The following is a 16,831-nucleotide window of genomic DNA, read 5'->3' as shown; positions in this document are numbered from 1 at the left end:
ATGCTCCTTCGGGGATCCCCCCTCGGGCTCACCCTCGTGTGCCCACGCTTCGGCGAGTGACGCAGTTCAGCTCAGTTGTCCTCGCCGCGGGCCTGCCGGGCGGCTTCCACGGATGCTTCGAGGGCGGCCATGAGGTCGACGGCGGGCGCCGGCTCGGGCCGCACGGCGAGCTCGCCCCCGGATGCCTTGGCATCCACCAAGCTGTTGAGGGCCGCCGTGTATTCGTCGTGGAGCTGGTCGATGTCGACTCCGGCGAGCGCATCCATCAGCACCTCGGCCATGGCGAGCTCCCGGTCGGTCAACGGCGACGACGAGGAGAGGTCGCCGGGGTCGCGCACTTCTTCCGGCCACAGCAGCGTCTGTAGGAGCAGCATCCCGTGCCGCGGCCTGAGCGCCGCCAATCGCTCCCGGCTACGGATAGCCACCTTGCAGATGGCGAGCCGACCGGACCGGGAGAGGGCTTCGACGAGGAGCGCGTAGGGCCGCTGGGCGCCGGCGCCGGATGCCCGGATCCAGTACGGGCGGGAGTAGAGGATGGGGTCGACCTCGTCCGTGGAGACGAATCCGAGCACTTCGATGACGTGCTTGGTGGGCAGCGGTAGGGCTTCGAGGTCGGTGTCTCGCAGGATGACCTGCCGCCCGTCGGGGGCTTCCCACGCTCGGGCGATCTCAGCCTGCTGGACTTCGATCCCTTCGAGTTCGCAGACGCGCCGGTGGCGGATGCGTCCTCCGCAGGTGGCGTGGACGGTGTGGAGTCCGGGGCCGCTCTCTTCGGTGGCGGTGTAGAGCTGGCAGGGCAGTGCGACGAGCCCGAAGCTGATGGTTCCGCTCCAGATGGCCCGCATGCTTCTGACGGTAGGACGGGCTGGTGGGCTGCGCCCCTGGTCGGCCCCCATCCGAGTATTCGAACTAGAATCCGATTTATGGATCCGGAGGAGGGGTGGCGGTCGAAGGCCGGGCCGTGGGTGCGGGCGACGCTCCCGGACGGCCAGGAGCTGGACGTCATCGTCACAGGCTGGACCCGCTCCCTGGATGGGCAGTGGTGGTGCGAGGCCGAGGCGATCCTGCCGACGCGGCACGAGGATACTGATGGCTGTAGCCGCCCGACCGGTGCCCCGACCGCGATCACCTTGGCCGCCGACCGGGTCACCCCGATCCCCGGCGAGGACTACTCGGCGGTGCCCAGGGGCGGGGCGATCGCCGGGCGCCAGTGGGTGCTCGAGAAACTCCACCAGTACGCCGAGGAGGATCCGTCCCGTCGCCTGCACCGCCGGGACTGCTGGCAGGCCCGCGACTCTCACGAGCGCATCACGACGGAGGACGCCATCGACCGGCTCGCCCGCGAGACTGTCGTGCGGTGCGACGTGTGCCGACCCGACAAGGCCCTGCGTCGCTAGTCGACGGGCCGCGCCTCGGGTGGCTCGGGTCGCTGGGGTAGCTCGGCGCCGGGACGGTGCGCGAACCATTCCCAGAGCTGTCGCGTGATGCTGCTGCGGTCGCCGCCTGCGGCGCGTGCGGCGGCGTCAAACTCATCGACCAGTTCGTCGCTGATGCCACGCACGACCCGCTGCCTGTGGCGGTGACGGTGCTGTCGTCGGCGTTCCTCTGCGCTGGCCATGTGCGAATCATGACAGGTGGCTTGCCACCGGTCAAAGAGTGCGGGAAGCTTGGTGGCAAGCCACCGATGCGGCGCAACTGGTTTGCCTGCCTCCACCTCACCTCTTAAGGAGCCCACGATGCAGACGTTCACCGTAGGACAGCTCGTTCGTACCACCGTCGACCTGCTCGACGACCGGCCCGGAGCCTTCTCTGCCCCGGTCGGGACCCTCGGTCGCATCGCAAGCCGCCTTGATAAGGACGCCCGAGCCGGTGGCCGCTTCGACGGCCGTTACGGCGTACTCCTGGATGGTGACCCCTCCGGCGCGGAGGTTGTTTACGACGCTCGCGACCTCGCTCCCGTCTAGGCCGGGGGAACCTGTACCGGCCGCAACTGAGGCGTGTGCCGACCGGATCGGGCCCTCCGCCGCTGACCTCCGTGCCACACTGGTTTTGGCCCCCACCGCATCCCCCGTCGGCGGGGGCCACTTCGCGCCCCGGCGTTGTCGGTGCCGTCTCGTACCCTTGGTCTCATCTATCCGATCTACTGCGTGGGCTGCGCAGCTACTCGGATGCGAACCGCCCCGTCCACCCGGCGGGGCGGCGGCATGAGGAGGACGCGGTGAGCGACGGTCTGGTGGAGTTCCTGCGGGCGCGGCTCGACGAAGACGAGCAGATCGCACGGCGTGCCTGTGAGTATGCCGAGGCCGAGTGGCGGCTCGACGAGGAGTTCGGGGAGACCGTGCTGTGGTGGCCGCCTGAGCCGCACATCGCGGAGAAGGAGCGGGAGAAGGGTCTGCCCGTCGTCTCGGACCACTGGCGCGGCCAGACCATCGACTCGCACATTGCACCCCACATCGCCCGCCACGATCCGGCCCGCATCCTCGCCGAAGTCGACGCCAAGCGGCAGATCGTGACCAGTTACGAAGCCGTGGCTCGAAGCCTCAGCAGTGCAGGGCCGGGTACTCCACCTCACGACCTTCTGACGGGCGCGACAAACCTGATGCGGAACACCCTCCAGCACTTGGCGCTGCCCTACGCCGAACACCCCGACTACCGCGTGGAGTGGCGGCCCTAGCCCTCCGACTCCGGGTGGCGGGCTGCCTTCTTCACCTTCGCCTCCAGCTCGAACCGGTTCCCATCGCCCGCCGCCTCGGTGATGGCGGCCTGCACGGTCTCGGCCGCTGTCCGCCACCGCTCCCACTGCTCGCGGTGCTCCTCGCCGTCCAGGCCCTGAAGCTTGGCGTGCTCGGCATCAGAGGCCCGCTGCAATTCGATCAATCTGTCGATATCACTCACGGCCGGATCTTAAGCCGCGGCAGTGACATCCCGGCGCTGGGCTGCCGCCCACGCCACCACCAGCCGCGCATACTCCGCCCGATCCTCCGGCGACGACAGGCGCCCACCAGCCCGCTCCAGCAGGCGGCGGATCCGCTTGTTCACCTCATCAGCAGACGGGTGCACCGGGGTAGGTCGAGGAGTGTCGGACATGCCCCCGATCTTAGGACGAAGGTCTGACATAAAGGCTGGCCTCGACCGTACCGTGGCCCCGGCCGTACCACCGAGCGGTGAGGACACCGACCATGAACAATAACGACGCCGAACGGGACCACCCCCGCCAGTCGGGGAGAGTGCCAACGGAGCAGAGCGAGATCGAATCCCTGCTGCGGGAATGTGTCGCCGAACTGGGTAACCGGACGACAGGCATCACCAAACTCGCGGAGTTGATCGCCGAACAGGGGCGCAGGATCGGCGCGCTCGAAGTCAAAGTCGCCCAACTGACGGGCGACCGCACCACCGAGCAGTGAGGATCCGGCCCGCGTACACGACGCCCCCGCCTGAGGAGGTGGAGCCTTGGCGCGCCAGGCTATCCGCCACCCGACCCAGGCCCGGCCACGAACGTGCCCTTCGCGGGCAGCGTGATCACCAACCCGCGCTCCCGCAGCTCCTGCACCGCCCGTCGGGCCGTCTGAACCGACACCCCATACTCCTGTGCCAGATCCCGCTCACCAGCCAACCGCGCACCCGGCTGTAGCCGCCCCACGCGGATCTGCCACGCCACATGGTCCGCGACCTGGACATACACGTAGGCCGCCGCCGAGGTGTCCACCACCGGTTCGCGATCTTCGCTCATGTCAGCAACGTAAAGCTGCCCCCAGCAGGGCACATCTCCAGAGAGCGGTGCACCGCACTGCACCGCTACGCACCGCACTGCATAGCGGTACGATGCTTGACCCCCGCGACCGTGCGACCGGCCCGGGGGCATGGCCCACCTGGAGAGAGCAGGCAGACACGATGGAGCCTACGACCGGACCACGCCACCACAGCAGCCCCAGGGCCGAATCCGTAGCCGCCCGACTAGCCGCCCTCACCGGCAGCACGCCGCGGATCACCACCGACGGCGCGCGAACCCGGGTCGAAGCCGACCTTCCACCCCGGCTCACCAACGCCGAATGCCGCATGCTGTACCTCGCCCTCGCCGCCACCGACCACTGCGGCATCAACCCGGACGGCCAGGTGTGGGCCGAACTCCTCGAGCTACCGGCCCTCGGCCGGCTCACCGCCGACCAGTGCGCCGGCTACGCCTGCGCTTTGTGCGGCGCCGGCCTGTACACGACCCGGTTCCTCGGCAGTATCGATGGCCTGCAACTTTGGGCGTGTGCCCCTGCCTGTCAGGCAAATCCATTGGCCAGTGGTTGAACACCGAGTGATGGGTCCGTGGGGGATGCATTTATCTGGCGCAACCCTCTTCCCTGGCGGCATCTACCCGAGTTGACTGTGGCGTCAACAAGGCGGCGCCGAACGGCGCAAACGCCCCCATCAGTCCTGCCCGGAACCTATGCGCGCAGGCGCCAACGATCCGCAGGAAGGACCAGGTCAGATGCCTCAACCGGGCGGCCATCTGCGGCATACCGCACCCGCTGAAGCAGCCAGGCAGCGGCGCCAGCAGCGAGACCCGTCAGTTCAGCCTCCGCGGCGGTGACCTGATGCGGCTGCACTTCACACCGATACGAGGCGTGCGCTCGGCGCCGGCCGCGCCGCCACGTCGTACACAGGCCCACGGTCACACCACACGCGTCGACCAGTTCGACTGCCCGGCAGATGAGCCGCGTGCGGGGCGGTACGCCAAGCCGGGCGGCCAGGTCGTCGTCCGCCATCGGCCGGCTCTCGGCCTGCTTCGCGTCCCGACGTACCGGCCAGTCGACGTCCGCGGAGACGAGGGTGCGCACAGCTGGAGGGTAGGCGACTGTGGGCCGAGCGCGGCGGACCCCTTCGAGGAGTCCCTCGCGCCGCAGTTGGGCGATGGCATGCTCGACGACGCCACGGCCGACGCCGTGCTCGGCTTGGAGTTGGGCGTGCGAGGGGATGCGGTATCCGGGCGGCCAGTCGCCGTTCTGGATGAGGCTCCGGAGGTGGGCGGCGAGCCGCTGATACGGCGCACCAGCCATTTAGCAGGCCCCCAACAGCGGACGATCTTGAAGATGTCACGCTAGAGAGGGGTCGAAAATCTTCCGGCCGGAAGATACGGTCACAATGGTTGATGAGGATGAAACCCTGCGTCACCTTCGGTGGTGCCGCGACAGGGTGGGGATCATGACGTCCGGATTCGCACAAGCGTTCACTCGTTGGTGTGATTGCTGATTGCCTGCTGCATCCAGCGGTCGTAGTGGGTAGTCGGACACATAGACGTGCCGGGATGCCTGCCAGAGATGGCCCTCTCGGTCGGTGCTCCCGGCACAGAGCGAGCCCCCCTCCACAAAGGGGAGGGGGGCTCGTGCACATTCTGCACCCTGGAGGGCGGAGCTGGCTTTAGTGTCCAGCGGCCGGGATCTGGGAGACGATTGGGAGATGATCAAGCATTTGCAACCCGGATCAACGCCCAAGCAATCCGGGGGAACGCCCACCATGGGCGGGCGCTTCCCCAGGTCAGCCAGCCATTAGCGCAGATGATCCACCTGGCTCGGGGAGCGCGTCCGACATTCCCTCGGTGAAGGAGTCGCCGAGCGCGACAAAGCTGCTGTAGGTGATGTTCGTCTGCATGGCTCGGGAGATTCTATCCGGGTGCGTGGGCTGCGTGGACCGCCGAGCGCGAGCATGATGAGCCGCATGGCGATGACCCACATCTACTTCGAGGGCGGGGCGCGGAACGGGACGACCGCCAGCTGGAATGTGGAGCCCGGCGCGGACATCTACGACGACAACATCTTCCGGCCACCCGAGCTGTACCGGCGGACGAACCGCACCAAGGTCATCGGCCGGGTCGAGTACGTGATCTTCCGCTACGACCCGATGGGCACCCGGCCCGGTCCCGGCCCCGGTTCCGGCCCCCGCCGCTGAGCCTCGCGCGGCCGTCCGGCCGGGGGCCGCCGTTGGACCGGTTGGACCGCCCGGGGTTCCCCGCGCCGCGCGGCGGGGCAGTCTGGTCGGCGTGGATGCCTTCGAATGCGACCGTACGACCATGGCCATCGTCGCCACCGCGCTCGCCGACGACGGGGAGGGCGCCGCCGCCCTCCTGGAGCCGCTCGAGACCCGCGATGTGTGCCGGGTCGCGGTGCGGCTCGCCGCGATGGCCGCCCATGCGCTGGTGGCGGTGGCCGAGGAGGGCGGCGGCGGCCGGGAGGAGGCGCTGGCCCACTGGCAGGCGTGCATCATCGCCCATGAGTCCAGACAGACCGAGGAATGACCGGACGCGGGCGGGCCGGGGCGCTCAGGCGACCAGCTCGCGCAGCACGTCCTCCATGGTCACCAGCCCCTCCAGCCGTCCGTCCGCGGCGATGACCGCCGCGAGATGGGTACGGCTGTCGCGCATCGCGGTGAGCACGTCGTCCAGCGGCGTGAGGGACCGCACCCGGGGGATCGGGCGCAGCTGATCGGGGCGGAACGGCAGATCCCGGGGCCGTGCGTCCAGCGCGTCCTTCACATGCAGATAGCCCAGGATCCGCCCGGAGTCGTCCACCACCGGGAACCGTGAGAAGCCGGTCCGCGCCGCCAGCCGCTCCAGCTCCTCGGGGGTCACCCCGAGCCGCGCCCTGACCACCCGGTCCATGGGCAGCACCACGTCCCGCACCCGTCGCCGGCCCAGCTCCAGCGCGTCCCGCAGCCGCTCGGTGGCGCGGTCGTCCAGCAGCCCGGCCTCGCTGGAGTCCGAGACCATCCGGGCCAGCTCGTCGTCGGAGAAGGTGGCCGCGACCTCGCCCTTGGGCTCCACGCGCAACAGCTTCAGCACCCCGTTCGCCAGGGCGTTCACCCCGAAGATCACCGGGCGCAGGGCGCGGGCGAGGGCGACCAGGGGCGGGCCGAGCAGCAGCACGGTGCGCACCGGCTCGGCCAGCGCCACGTTCTTCGGCACCATCTCGCCGAACAGCATGTGCAGATACGTGGCCAGGGTCAGCGCGATCACGAACGAGATGGGGTGCACCAGACCCAGCGGCAGACTCACCACGTGGAACAAGGGCTCCAGCAGATGCGCGATGGCCGGTTCCGCCACGGCGCCCAGCACCAGCGTGCACAGCGTGATCCCGAGCTGGGCCGCGGCCAGCAGCGCGGAGAGGTGCTCCAGGCCCCACAGCACGGCCCGGGCCCGCCGGTCGCCCTGCTGGGCATGCGGTTCGATCTGGCTGCGGCGCACCGAGATCAGGGCGAACTCCGCGCCCACGAAGAAGGCGTTGAGGACCAGCGTCAGCAGGCCGATCAGCAGCTGGAGGACGGTCATCGGCCCGCCGCCCCCTCGGTACCGGGCACGCCGCCGTCGCCATCGCTCCCGGCACCGCGCACCGGCGCCCGCAGCCGGACCCGGGCCGCCCGGTGGCTGGACACCTTCCGCACCTCCGCGGACCAGCCCGCCAGCTCGACGGTGTCGCCGACGGCCGGGATCCGGCCCAGCTCGGTGGCGATCAGCCCGGCCAGGGTCTCGTACGGGCCCGGCGGCACGCGCAGCCCGATGCGCTCCAGCTGATCGACGCGGGCCGCGCCGTCCGCGTCGTAGAGCATATGGCCCTCCGTGTCCCGGCCCATCGGAATCAGATGGGGGGTCTCGTGCGGATCGTGCTCGTCGCGGACCTCGCCGACCACCTCCTCGACGATGTCCTCCAGGGTGACGACCCCGGCCGTACCGCCGTACTCGTCGATGACCACCGCCATGCTGCGCTGGGCCGAGAGCCGGTCCAGCAGCCGGTCCACGGTGAGCGACTCGGGGACGAGTACCGGTTCGCGCATCAGCTCGGACACCGGGCGGCGGGGCCGCTCCTCGGCGGGGACCGCCAGGACGTCCTTGATGTGCACGATGCCGACGACGGTGTCCAGGCTGCCCTGGTAGACGGGGAAGCGGGACAGCCCGGTGGCGCGGGTCGCGTTGGCGACGTCCTCGGCGGTGGCCCGTACGTCCAGTGCCACCACCCGCACCCTCGGGGTCATCACGTTCTCCGCGGTGAGCTCGGCGAGGTTGAGGGTGCGGACGAACAGCTCGGCGGTGTCCTTCTCCAGCGCGCCCTCCTTGGCCGAGTGCCGGGCGAGGGCGATCAGCTCCTGCGGGCCGCGCGCGGAGGCCAGCTCCTCGGCGGGCTCCAGGCCCATCCGGCGCACGGTGCGGTTGGCGGTGTTGTTGAGATGGCTGATCAGCGGGCGGAAGACGGAGCTGAAGACGCGCTGCGGGGTGGCCACGGCCTTGGCGACCGGCAGCGGCCGGGAGATGGCCCAGTTCTTGGGCACCAGCTCGCCGACGACCATCAGCACGACGGTCGACAGAAAGGTGCCGAGCACCAGCGCGGCCGAGCGGACGGCCGACGGGGGCACCCCGATCGCGGTGAGCGGCCCGGCCAGCAGGGCCGCGACGGACGGCTCGGCCAGCATGCCGACGACCAGATTGGTCACGGTGATGCCGAGCTGCGCGCCGGAGAGCTGGTAGGTGAGGCTCCGCACCGCCTTCAGCGCCCCGGCCGCGCCGCGCTCCCCGCGTTCGGCCGCCCGTTCCAGCTCGCCGCGCTCGACCGTGGTCAGCGAGAACTCCGCCGCGACGAAGGCGCCACAGGTCACCGCCAGGAGGAGCGCCACGGCCAGGAGGAGGACTTCGGTCATCGGTTCACCTCCGTCCCATGCTAGGGCCTGTCTGGGGTTGTGATCTGGATCAGGGAGCGGGGCGTGGTGCGTGCGATCGCAAGGCGCCGGAAGGCCCTCGTAGCGGAGCTACTGGGGCGTTTCGGCAACGCCGCGAGAGGGGGTACCTCCCAGCGGTAGCTGGGGGAGCGTGCCACGCCCCACGAGCCCAGATCACAACCCCAGACAGGCCCTGAAGGCGGGGCACGGCGGCGCCGCGCCCGGGACGCCCGCCGGGGTCAGGGGCGCAGCGGCTTGACCCAGCGGCTCCACTGCGGCTGCGGTGCATAGCCCGCCGCGCTCCACGCGTGATGCGCGAGTTCGTTCTCGTTGAGCACCATCGCGTCCCCGCGCCGTCCGCCCAGGGCCGCGAACCGCTCCTCGGCCGCGGCCAGCAGGGCCGTCGCCACGCCGCGGCGGCGGTGCGCGGGGTGGACGGCCAGCCGGTACAGATGGCAGCGCCAGCCGTCGAAACCGGCGATCACGGTCCCGGCGAGCGCACCGTCCCGCTCGGCCAGCAGCAGCGACTCCGGGTCGCGGTCGAGCAGCCGGGCCACCCCGGCCCGGTCGTCGCTGATGCTGGTGCCCTCGGCCGCCTCCTTCCAGAAGGTGAGCACGGTGTCGAGGTCGGCGGGGGCCGCGGCCCGTATCCGGAGATCGTCCATGGCCGTATCCCACCATTGGGCGGGCCGCGGCGTCGACGGGATTCCGCCGGGTCAGCCGCCGCGCAGCTCCTCGATCACCGGGGCGAACGCCTCCATGTTGTGCTCCAGCACCGTGAAGTACGAGAAGCCGAACCGCTCGCGGTGGGCCCGCAGCTGCTCCGCCATCTCCTTGGCGTCGCCCAGCAGCAGCGCCGGGTGCTCCAGCAGCTGGTCCTCGGTGAGGTCCGGTGCGTACGGGGCCAGCTCACGCGCCTTGGCGCTCCGGTCGCCGGTCGGGCCGACCATCTGGATGAGGTAGTTCAGCTCGATGGTGTCATCGCTCTCATCGGACCCCTTCGCCCTCCCCGCTTCGGCGGCGAAGCGGCGGAAGGCGGCGACCCGGCCCTCCAGCGCCTCGGGGCTGATCAGCCGGAGGGTGCCCTGGGGTTTGCCGGCGGGCTGCACCGCGCCGGTGAAGGCCGCGATGTCCGCGTGGCGCGCGGCCAGCCGCAGCAGCCGGTCGCCGTTGCCGCCGAGCAGCAGCGGCGGGCGCGGGGACTGGGTGGACCGCGGCCGGTGCTCGGAATCGGTCAGCAGCCGCTCCAACTCGGCCACGGTGTGCACCAGATGGTCCACCCGGTCCCGTGGCGAACCGAACGGCAGCCCGGCGCTGTCGTGCTCGGCCTTGACATAGCCGGCGCCCAGGCCGAGCTCCAGCCGGCCGTCGGTGAGCGCGTCGCAGGTGGCCACCTCCCGGGCGAGCAGTGCGGGGTTCCAGAAGCCGGCGTTGAGCACGAAGGTGCCCAGCCGGGGGCGCTCGGTCGCCTCGGCGGCGGTGGCCAGCGCCGGGAACGGGGCGGGGTTGCCGAGGTGGTCGGGGACCAGCAGCACGTCGTAGCCGAGTCGCTCGGCGTGGCGGCACTTCTCCCGCCATGCCTCGGCCGATTCAAGGGTGAGCAGATTGACTCCGAAACGGAACGGCCTTGCCATGAGCCCTCCTTGATCGCGGATACCGCGAACGTATCCGAGATCGGCCCCGTTCGGGACCACTCACCCTCATGCGGCGGCCCGGCAGATCCGGCCCGGGGCCGGGGGATCAGGTGAGCGGATCGGGGTCGGGGGTGGTGGTGGCCGCGAAGATGTGCATCCGCTCCAGCACCGCCTCGGCCGTGGGCCGGTCCATCCGGTCCACGATCCGGCCGTCGGCGAGGAAGAGCACCAGATCGGAGTGGGCGGCCGCGGTCGGGTCGTGGGTGACCATGACGACCGTCTGGCCCAGTTCGTCCACGGCCTCCCGCAGGAAGCGCAGCACCTCGAGCCCCGCCCGCGAGTCCAGGTTGCCGGTGGGCTCGTCCGCGAAGATCAGCTCGGGGCGGGAGGCGAGCGCCCGCGCGCACGCCACCCGCTGCTGCTGTCCGCCGGACAGCTGGGCGGGCCGGTGCCGCAGCCGGTCCCGCAGCCCGAGGGTGTCGATGACCCGGTCCACCCACTCCCGGTCGGGCTTGTGGCCCGCGATGTCCATGGGCAGGGTGATGTTCTCGGCCGCGTTGAGCGTGGGCAGCAGATTGAACGACTGGAACATAAAGCCGATCCGGTCGCGGCGGAGCTGGGTCAGCTCCTTGTCGCCCAGGCCGGTGATCTCGATGTCGCCCAGCCAGGCCCGGCCCGACGAGACCGTGTCGAGCCCCGCCAGACAGTGCATCAGGGTGGACTTCCCGGAGCCGGACGGGCCCATCACCGCGGTGAACCTGCCCCGTTCGATCTCCACGTCCACCGCGTCCAGCGCGAGCACGGCCGTCTCGCCGCTGCCGTACGCCTTGGTCAGGGACTGGGCCCGGGCCGCCACATGGGCGCCGCCGTCCGCGAACCCGTCCGTTTTCGTTGCCGCCGGTGTGGACACGATGCCTCCCCGTATCGGAACGTCGTGCCCTCGATGGTAGGGACCCGGCCGCCGGTACGCCCGCCCGCGGACACGGGCATACGGGATTGCGAACGCCGACGGGGAGGCGATCAGGGACCGGAAGGCGCGGACGGGCGGCGGGCGGCGCCGAGCACGCACGGGGACGTCGGCAGCGTCGGGCCCCGGTCGGGGATGCGCAGCCGGCGGTGGCCGAGCGGCTCGAAGCCCGCGGCCGCGATCTCCGACCGCGCCTCGCGCGCCGTATGGCAGCCGCCGAACATCAGCGGCCACACCGTGCGGTCCAGCGCCCGCTGGGTCGTCGCCAGGACCCGGCCCTCGGCCCGGCCGTGCTCGAGGAAGCGCAGCTCACCGCCGGGCCGCAGCACCCGTAGCAGCTCGGCGAGCGCGCGCCGCACATCGCGGACCGAACACAGCACCAGACAGGCCACCGCCGCGTCGAACCCCTCGCTCTTGACCGGCAGCGCCTCGGCGACGCCCGGCACCACGTCCACCGGCACCCCGGCGCGCAGCCCCGCCTGGGCGGCCAGCCGCCGCAGATGGCGCTCGGGTTCGATGGCGACGACCTCGGAGACGGTCTCGGGGTAGTGCGGGAAGTTCAGCCCGTTGCCCGCGCCGATCTCGATGACCCGGCCGGAGAGCCCGGTCAGCAGCTCGCCGCGCAGCTCACCCAGCCCGGCCCGCTCGTCGGCCAGCGGGCTCAGTCTGGCGTAGGCGCGGGCGAAGAGCGGGTGGTGGACGGCGTCACGCGGGGGTGTGCGACGGCCTACGGGCATGGGGGCTCCCCCTTGTCCCAGGTTCGGACGGTTTGTCCCGGCCGTGTTCCAGGGATGGACGATGACCGGTACCGGGATTCTGCCCAGCCGGGGGGTGTCGCTACGCGGCCAGCCGCGCCGGGTCCCAGGTGCCGTCCAGCCGGGGCGCCAGCCAACCGGGGGCCTGGGCGCGGAACTCGGCGGGCGGCAGGGCGGGGGCGCCCTGGGGGATGGCGCCCAGCAGCGGGACGCCGGAGGACTCCGGCAGATCGGCCACATTGCAGCGGGAGGCGAGATCCGCGGCGGCGGGCCAGCTGCCGATGACGACACCGGGGCACTCCAGCCCGCGGGCGTGCAGCGCCTCGGTGGTCAGGGTGGTCGCGTTGAGCGTGCCGAGACCGGCGTGGGCGACGACCAGGACGGGCGCGCCGAGCAGCCGGGCCGCGTCGGCGAGCGTCGCCCCCGTCTCGTCGAACCGTACGAGCAGCCCGCCCGCGCCCTCGACCAGCACCAGATCGTGCTCGGTGGCCAGCTTCTCGGCCGCGTCGGCCACCTCGTGCGGCCGCACCGGCGGCCGTCCGGCGCGGCGGGCGGCGGTGGCCGGGGCCAGCGGCTCGGGGTAGCGGGCGAGTTCGAGCAGGGTCACCGCCCCGGCGAGGCGGCCCACCTCCGCGGCATCGCCCGGTTCGCCCTCCGCGACACCGGTCTGGGCGGGTTTGAGCACCGCCACCGAGCGGCCGCGTGCCAGCGCCGCCGCGGCGACGGCCGCCGTGCTGACGGTCTTTCCGATCTCCGTGCCCGTACCGGTGACGACCAGGACTGACATCTTCGTTTCCGTTGCCTTTCGTTTTCGTTCGCACTCCGGGGCGTGCCCCGGTCTGCCCCGGCCTGTTCCCGCGTCAGACGGCCGTGGCGCTGGCCGCTGTCGCGGCCGCCCGGACCGCCGCGCAGATCCGGGCCAGATCGTGGTCCCCGGTGATGTACGGCGGCATGGTGTACAGCAGATCGCGGAACGGGCGCAGCCACACGCCCTCGCGCACCGCGGCCCGCGTCGCCGCCGCCATCGCCGCGTCGTCCATCGGACGGTCCAGTTGGACGACGCCGATCGCGCCGAGCACCCGTACGTCCCGGACGCCCGGCCCGGCGGCCGCCTCCGCGAGACCGTCCCGCAGCCCGGCCTCGATCCGCTTGACCTCCTGCCGCCAGTCGTAGGAGAGCAGCAGGTCGATCGAGGCGCAGGCCACGGCCGTGGCCAGCGGATTGCCCATGAAGGTCGGGCCGTGGGCGAGCACCGGCACCTCGCCGCGCGAGATGCCCTCCGCCACCCGCGGGGTGCACAGCGTGGCGGCGAGGGTCAGATAACCCCCGGTCAGCGCCTTGCCCAGACACATCACATCGGGGCACACCCCCGCGTGCTCGGCCGCGAAGAGCGCGCCCGAGCGGCCGAAGCCGGTGGCGATCTCGTCGAACACCAGCAGCACATCGTGCTCGTCGCACGCCTCGCGCAGCACCCGCAGCAGCGCGGGGGAGTGGAAGCGCATCCCGCCCGCGCCCTGCACCACCGGCTCCACGATCACCGCGGCCAGCTCATCGGCGTGACGGGCCACCAGCTCACGGATGTGGCGCTCGTACACCGGGTCGGGGTCCGCGTCGAAGCCGGGCGGCGGGCCGTCCGCGAAGATCTGCTCGGGCAGCACACCGGACCACAGCCGGTGCATGCCGCCCTCCGGGTCGCACACCGCCATCGGCTGCCAGGTGTCGCCGTGGTAGCCGCCGCGCCAGGTCAGCAGCCGCCGCTTGGCGGGGCGGCCCAGGGAGCGCCAGTACTGGAGGCACATCTTCACCGCGACCTCGACCGACACCGAACCGGAGTCGGCGAGGAAGACGTGCTGGAGCGGCTCGGGCGTGATCTCCACCAGCCGGGTGGCCAGCCGGACGGCGGGCTCATGGGTGAGCCCGCCGAACATCACATGGCTCATCCGGTCCAGCTGACCGCGCGCGGCGTCGTTGAGCGCCGGGTGGTTGTAGCCGTGGATGGCGGACCACCACGACGACATCCCGTCCACCAGCTCGCGGACGCCCTCCACCGGCTCGGCCAGCCGCAGCCGGACCCCGGCCGCGGACTCCACGACCAGCGGGTCCTGGCGGCCGGGCATCGGGCCGTACGGATGCCAGACGTGCTGCCGGTCCAGGTCCCGCAGCTCGGCCGGGGTCAGTGGCTCAGGCATTGGGCGGCAGATCCGTGCCCGCGCCGCGGCGGCGCACCGCGACCAGGTCGGCGTGGGACTCCCGCGTGCCCGCGGCGGCGGGGACCACCGCACCGGCCGCCGCCGGGGCGGGTACGGCGTCGGCAGGGACCGCGTCGGCGGGCGCCGCGTCACCGCACGGGCCGCAGCCGCCGCCCTCCGCACCGTGGCCGCCGCAGCCGGAACCGGCCGCGGCGAGTGCGTCCGCGCGGTGTGCGGGCAGCGTCGTCGTATCGGTGCCCTCCACCTCGAAGCCCGCGTCGGCGATCATCGCGAGATCGTCCTTGCCCGACTGGCCCTCGGTGGTCAGATAGTCGCCGAGGAAGATCGAGTTCGCCAGGTTCAGGGCCAGCGGCTGGAGCGTCCGCAGATGGATCTCGCGGCCGCCCGCCAGCCGCACCTCGACGTCCGGGCAGACGAACCGCACCATGGCCAGGATCCGCAGACACCGCTGCGGGGTGAGGTTCCAGTCCCCGGCCAGCGGGGTGCCCTCGATCGGGATGAGGAAGTTGACCGGCACCGAGTCCGGGTCCAGCTCGCGCAGCGAGAAGACCACGTCCACCAGGTCCTCGTCCGACTCGCCCATGCCCGCGATCAGCCCGGAGCAGGCGGACATCCCCGCCGCCTGGGCCTGCTGCACGGTCGAGACCCGGTCGGCGTAGGTGTGGGTGGTGGTGATGTCGCCGTACGTCGCCTCTGAGGTGTTGAGGTTGTGGTTGTACGCGTTCGCCCCCGCGTCCTTCAGCCGCTCCGCCTGGCCGTCGGACAGCAGCCCCAGACAGGCGCAGATCTCGACGTCCTGGTGCTCCTCCTTGATGGCGGCGATGGTCTGGGAGACCCGGTCCACATCGCGGTCGGTCGGGCCGCGTCCGCTGGCGACCAGGCACACCCGCTTGGCGCCGCCCGCGACCCCGGCGCCCGCCGCGGCGGCCGCCTGCTCCGGCTTGAGCCAGGTGTACTTGAGGATGCCGGACTTCGAGCCCAGCCGCTGCGAGCAGTACGAGCAGTCCTCGGGGCACAGCCCCGACTTGAGGTTCACCAGATAGTTGAGCTTCACCCGCCGCCCGAACCAGGCGCGGCGCACCTTGCCCGCCGCGGCCACCACATCGAGCAGCTCGTCATCGGAGGTCGCCAGGACGGCGAGCGCCTCTTCGCGGGTGGGCGTCTCGCGCCGCAGCCCCTTCTCCACCAGCGTGTTCAGCAGGTCCATGGCGACGATCCTTTCCTACCCCACCGCCCGCGGCCAAGGAGAGACCGTACAAGACGCGCTGATCGGGGTGTGTGTATTGCCACACCATGACCGGGCATGGACGAGGCTACGTTCTATCCGGACCCGACAGTCGGTGCCCGAGACGAGGCCACGGAAGGCGAGGCAGCCGATGCCCCAGGACCGCGACGGCGCGTTCGCATGGATCGACGCGCAGCGGGAGCGGCGCGACCGGGCGGGGCTGGTGCGCCGGCTCAGCCCCCGCCCCGCCGACTCCCCGCTGCTCGATCTGGCGAGCAATGACTATCTGGGGCTGGCCCGGCACCCGGAGGTGACGGCCGCCGCGGCCGCGGCGGCGCACCGCTGGGGCGCGGGATCGACCGGCTCGCGCCTGGTCACCGGCTCCACCGAGCTGCACACCACGCTGGAGCGGGAGCTCGCCGAGTTCTGCGGATTCGAGGCGGCCCTGGTGTTCTCCTCCGGTTACGCGGCCAATCTGGCCGCCGTCTCCGCGCTGGGCGGCCGGGACGCCCTGGTCGTCTCCGACGCGGACAACCACGCCTCGCTCATCGACGGCTGCCGGCTCTCCCGCGCCGAGATCGCCGTCGTCCCGCACGCCGACCCGGACGCCGTAGGCAAGGCGCTGGACGCGGACGAGGCGGACGCGGGGGCGACGAAGGAGGGGGAGGCGCGGCGGCGCGCCCTCGTCGTCAGCGACGCGGTCTTCTCCGTCGACGGCGACGCCGCCCCGCTGGCCGCCCTCGCCGCTGTCGCCCGGCGTTACGGCGCGGCGCTGGTGGTGGACGAGGCGCACGGCCTGGGGGTGCTCGGCGAGGGCGGGCGCGGCGCGGTGCACGGGGCCGGGCTCGCGGGCGCGCCGGACGTGGTGGTCACGGCCACCCTCTCCAAGTCGCTGGGCAGCCAGGGCGGGGCGGTGCTGGGGCCCGCCCGGGTCATCGAGCACCTGGTGAACTCCGCACGGACGTTCATCTTCGACACCGGGCTCAACCCGGCGGCCGTGGGCGCCGCCCTGGCCGGCCTGCGGCTGCTGCGCCGGGAGCCGGAGCGCGCCGCCCGCGTCCGTACGGTCGCCATGGGGCTGTACGGGCGGCTGACCGCCGCCGGGCTGGCCGCGGTGCGGCCGGACGCGTCGGTGGTGTCGGTGCGGGCCCCGTCGCCGGAGAAGGCGGTGCGCTGGGCCGCGGACTGCCGCGCGGCCGGGCTGATGGTGGGGTGCTTCCGCCCGCCGTCCGTCCCGGACGGCGTCTCCCGGCTGCGGCTGACCGCGCGCGGGGATCTGACGGAGGACCAGATCGAAGAGGCGGCCGACGTGATCGTGAGGACCGCGCCGGCCGCCTGATGGCTCACTGACG

The 16,831-nt window shown here is 72.0% G+C and carries 22 protein-coding genes and 1 pseudogene; 8 read left to right on the top strand and 15 right to left on the bottom strand.

Annotated elements, in window-relative coordinates; genetic code table 11:
• Positions 1-71: 71 nt before the first annotated feature.
• Positions 72-845 (bottom strand): non-homologous end joining protein Ku, encoded by a 774-nt coding sequence (gene ku, locus KHP12_RS10515; protein ID WP_211832624.1) that lies wholly within the window; start codon positions 843-845, stop codon positions 72-74.
• Positions 846-923: 78 nt separating this feature from the next.
• Between ku and KHP12_RS10510 the strand changes: the two genes are divergently transcribed.
• The gene (locus KHP12_RS10510) at positions 924-1,397 is read left to right on the top strand and encodes a DUF6233 domain-containing protein (protein ID WP_211832622.1); all 474 of its coding nucleotides are present in this window, start codon (positions 924-926) and stop codon (positions 1,395-1,397) included.
• Here the strand turns inward: KHP12_RS10510 and KHP12_RS10505 are convergent.
• Positions 1,394-1,618: a hypothetical protein gene (locus tag KHP12_RS10505; protein ID WP_211832621.1), complete on the bottom strand. Its 225-nt coding sequence runs from the start codon at positions 1,616-1,618 to the stop codon at positions 1,394-1,396. The two genes, KHP12_RS10510 and KHP12_RS10505, sit on opposite strands and share 4 nt — an antisense overlap.
• 118 nt (positions 1,619-1,736) lie before the next feature.
• Here KHP12_RS10505 and KHP12_RS10500 point away from each other — a divergent pair, with 118 nt between their 5' ends.
• Positions 1,737-1,964, top strand: a complete 228-nt coding sequence (locus tag KHP12_RS10500; protein ID WP_211832620.1) for a hypothetical protein — start codon at positions 1,737-1,739, stop codon at positions 1,962-1,964.
• A gap of 254 nt (positions 1,965-2,218) precedes the next feature.
• Positions 2,219-2,674 (top strand): DUF6221 family protein, encoded by a 456-nt coding sequence (locus KHP12_RS10495; RefSeq protein WP_211832618.1) that lies wholly within the window; start codon positions 2,219-2,221, stop codon positions 2,672-2,674.
• Here KHP12_RS10495 and KHP12_RS10490 read toward each other — a convergent pair.
• A complete protein-coding gene (locus KHP12_RS10490; RefSeq protein ID WP_308289357.1) occupies positions 2,671-2,895 on the bottom strand; it encodes a hypothetical protein in 225 nt (74 codons plus the stop codon). The two genes, KHP12_RS10495 and KHP12_RS10490, sit on opposite strands and share 4 nt — an antisense overlap.
• A 284-nt stretch (positions 2,896-3,179) precedes the next feature.
• On the opposite strand from KHP12_RS10490, the gene KHP12_RS10485 reads away from it, so the two are divergent.
• Positions 3,180-3,404 carry a hypothetical protein gene (locus KHP12_RS10485; protein ID WP_211832616.1) on the top strand — a complete coding sequence of 75 codons (225 nt, stop codon included), beginning with the start codon at positions 3,180-3,182 and terminating at the stop codon, positions 3,402-3,404.
• Between the two features lie 59 nt (positions 3,405-3,463).
• Here KHP12_RS10485 and KHP12_RS10480 read toward each other — a convergent pair whose 3' ends face one another.
• Positions 3,464-3,730 carry a winged helix-turn-helix domain-containing protein gene (locus KHP12_RS10480; protein WP_211832614.1) on the bottom strand — a complete coding sequence of 89 codons (267 nt, stop codon included), beginning with the start codon at positions 3,728-3,730 and terminating at the stop codon, positions 3,464-3,466.
• A gap of 161 nt (positions 3,731-3,891) precedes the next feature.
• Here KHP12_RS10480 and KHP12_RS10475 point away from each other — a divergent pair, with 161 nt between their 5' ends.
• Positions 3,892-4,296, top strand: a complete 405-nt coding sequence (locus KHP12_RS10475) for a hypothetical protein (RefSeq protein WP_211832612.1) — start codon at positions 3,892-3,894, stop codon at positions 4,294-4,296.
• A gap of 137 nt (positions 4,297-4,433) precedes the next feature.
• Here the strand turns inward: KHP12_RS10475 and KHP12_RS10470 are convergent, their stop codons facing one another.
• Complete coding sequence (locus KHP12_RS10470; RefSeq protein WP_211832609.1) at positions 4,434-5,045, bottom strand: GntR family transcriptional regulator; 612 nt, start codon at positions 5,043-5,045, stop codon at positions 4,434-4,436.
• A 481-nt stretch (positions 5,046-5,526) separates the two neighbouring features.
• Positions 5,527-5,649: pseudogene (locus tag KHP12_RS10465) on the bottom strand (SGNH/GDSL hydrolase family protein); the annotation flags it as partial.
• Positions 5,650-5,703: 54 nt separating this feature from the next.
• On the opposite strand from KHP12_RS10465, the gene KHP12_RS10460 reads away from it, so the two are divergent.
• Entirely contained in the window at positions 5,704-5,934 is a 231-nt protein-coding gene (locus tag KHP12_RS10460; RefSeq protein ID WP_244202572.1) for a hypothetical protein, read from the top strand.
• 91 nt (positions 5,935-6,025) lie between these two features.
• Positions 6,026-6,280, top strand: a complete 255-nt coding sequence (locus tag KHP12_RS10455; protein WP_372455189.1) for a hypothetical protein — start codon at positions 6,026-6,028, stop codon at positions 6,278-6,280.
• 24 nt (positions 6,281-6,304) lie between these two features.
• Here KHP12_RS10455 and KHP12_RS10450 read toward each other — a convergent pair whose 3' ends face one another.
• From KHP12_RS10450 to bioB, 9 genes are all read right to left on the bottom strand, one after another.
• Positions 6,305-7,309, bottom strand: coding sequence for a hemolysin family protein (locus KHP12_RS10450; RefSeq protein WP_086880199.1), 1,005 nt, complete (start codon positions 7,307-7,309; stop codon positions 6,305-6,307).
• Positions 7,306-8,670, bottom strand: a complete 1,365-nt coding sequence (locus tag KHP12_RS10445; RefSeq protein ID WP_086880198.1) for a hemolysin family protein — start codon at positions 8,668-8,670, stop codon at positions 7,306-7,308. The genes KHP12_RS10450 and KHP12_RS10445 overlap by 4 nt, the downstream gene beginning before the upstream one ends.
• A 257-nt stretch (positions 8,671-8,927) precedes the next feature.
• Positions 8,928-9,353 (bottom strand): GNAT family N-acetyltransferase, encoded by a 426-nt coding sequence (locus tag KHP12_RS10440; RefSeq protein WP_086880197.1) that lies wholly within the window; start codon positions 9,351-9,353, stop codon positions 8,928-8,930.
• A 51-nt stretch (positions 9,354-9,404) separates the two neighbouring features.
• Positions 9,405-10,322, bottom strand: coding sequence for an LLM class F420-dependent oxidoreductase (locus KHP12_RS10435; RefSeq protein ID WP_086880196.1), 918 nt, complete (start codon positions 10,320-10,322; stop codon positions 9,405-9,407).
• A gap of 106 nt (positions 10,323-10,428) precedes the next feature.
• On the bottom strand, positions 10,429-11,232 hold the full coding sequence (locus KHP12_RS10430) for an ABC transporter ATP-binding protein (RefSeq protein WP_086880195.1): 804 nt from the start codon (positions 11,230-11,232) through the stop codon (positions 10,429-10,431).
• A gap of 110 nt (positions 11,233-11,342) precedes the next feature.
• A complete protein-coding gene (locus KHP12_RS10425; protein ID WP_086880194.1) occupies positions 11,343-12,026 on the bottom strand; it encodes a class I SAM-dependent methyltransferase in 684 nt (227 codons plus the stop codon).
• Between the two features lie 100 nt (positions 12,027-12,126).
• Entirely contained in the window at positions 12,127-12,831 is a 705-nt protein-coding gene (bioD, locus tag KHP12_RS10420) for a dethiobiotin synthase (protein ID WP_086880193.1), read from the bottom strand.
• 73 nt (positions 12,832-12,904) lie between these two features.
• Positions 12,905-14,233, bottom strand: a complete 1,329-nt coding sequence (locus tag KHP12_RS10415; RefSeq protein ID WP_211832602.1) for an adenosylmethionine--8-amino-7-oxononanoate transaminase — start codon at positions 14,231-14,233, stop codon at positions 12,905-12,907.
• Positions 14,226-15,461 (bottom strand): biotin synthase BioB, encoded by a 1,236-nt coding sequence (bioB, locus tag KHP12_RS10410; RefSeq protein WP_086880191.1) that lies wholly within the window; start codon positions 15,459-15,461, stop codon positions 14,226-14,228. Before bioB ends, KHP12_RS10415 begins: the two co-directional genes overlap by 8 nt.
• 169 nt (positions 15,462-15,630) lie before the next feature.
• On the opposite strand from bioB, the gene KHP12_RS10405 reads away from it, so the two are divergent.
• Complete coding sequence (locus KHP12_RS10405) at positions 15,631-16,818, top strand: 8-amino-7-oxononanoate synthase (protein ID WP_086880190.1); 1,188 nt, start codon at positions 15,631-15,633, stop codon at positions 16,816-16,818.
• The last annotated feature ends 13 nt before the right edge of the window (positions 16,819-16,831 follow it).

Origin of the sequence: Streptomyces asiaticus (assembly GCF_018138715.1) — a bacterium.
GTDB classification, from domain to species: Bacteria; Actinomycetota; Actinomycetes; order Streptomycetales; family Streptomycetaceae; genus Streptomyces; species Streptomyces asiaticus.
Note: the sequence above shows the minus strand (reverse complement) of the source record. Positions and strands in the feature narration are given on the sequence as shown.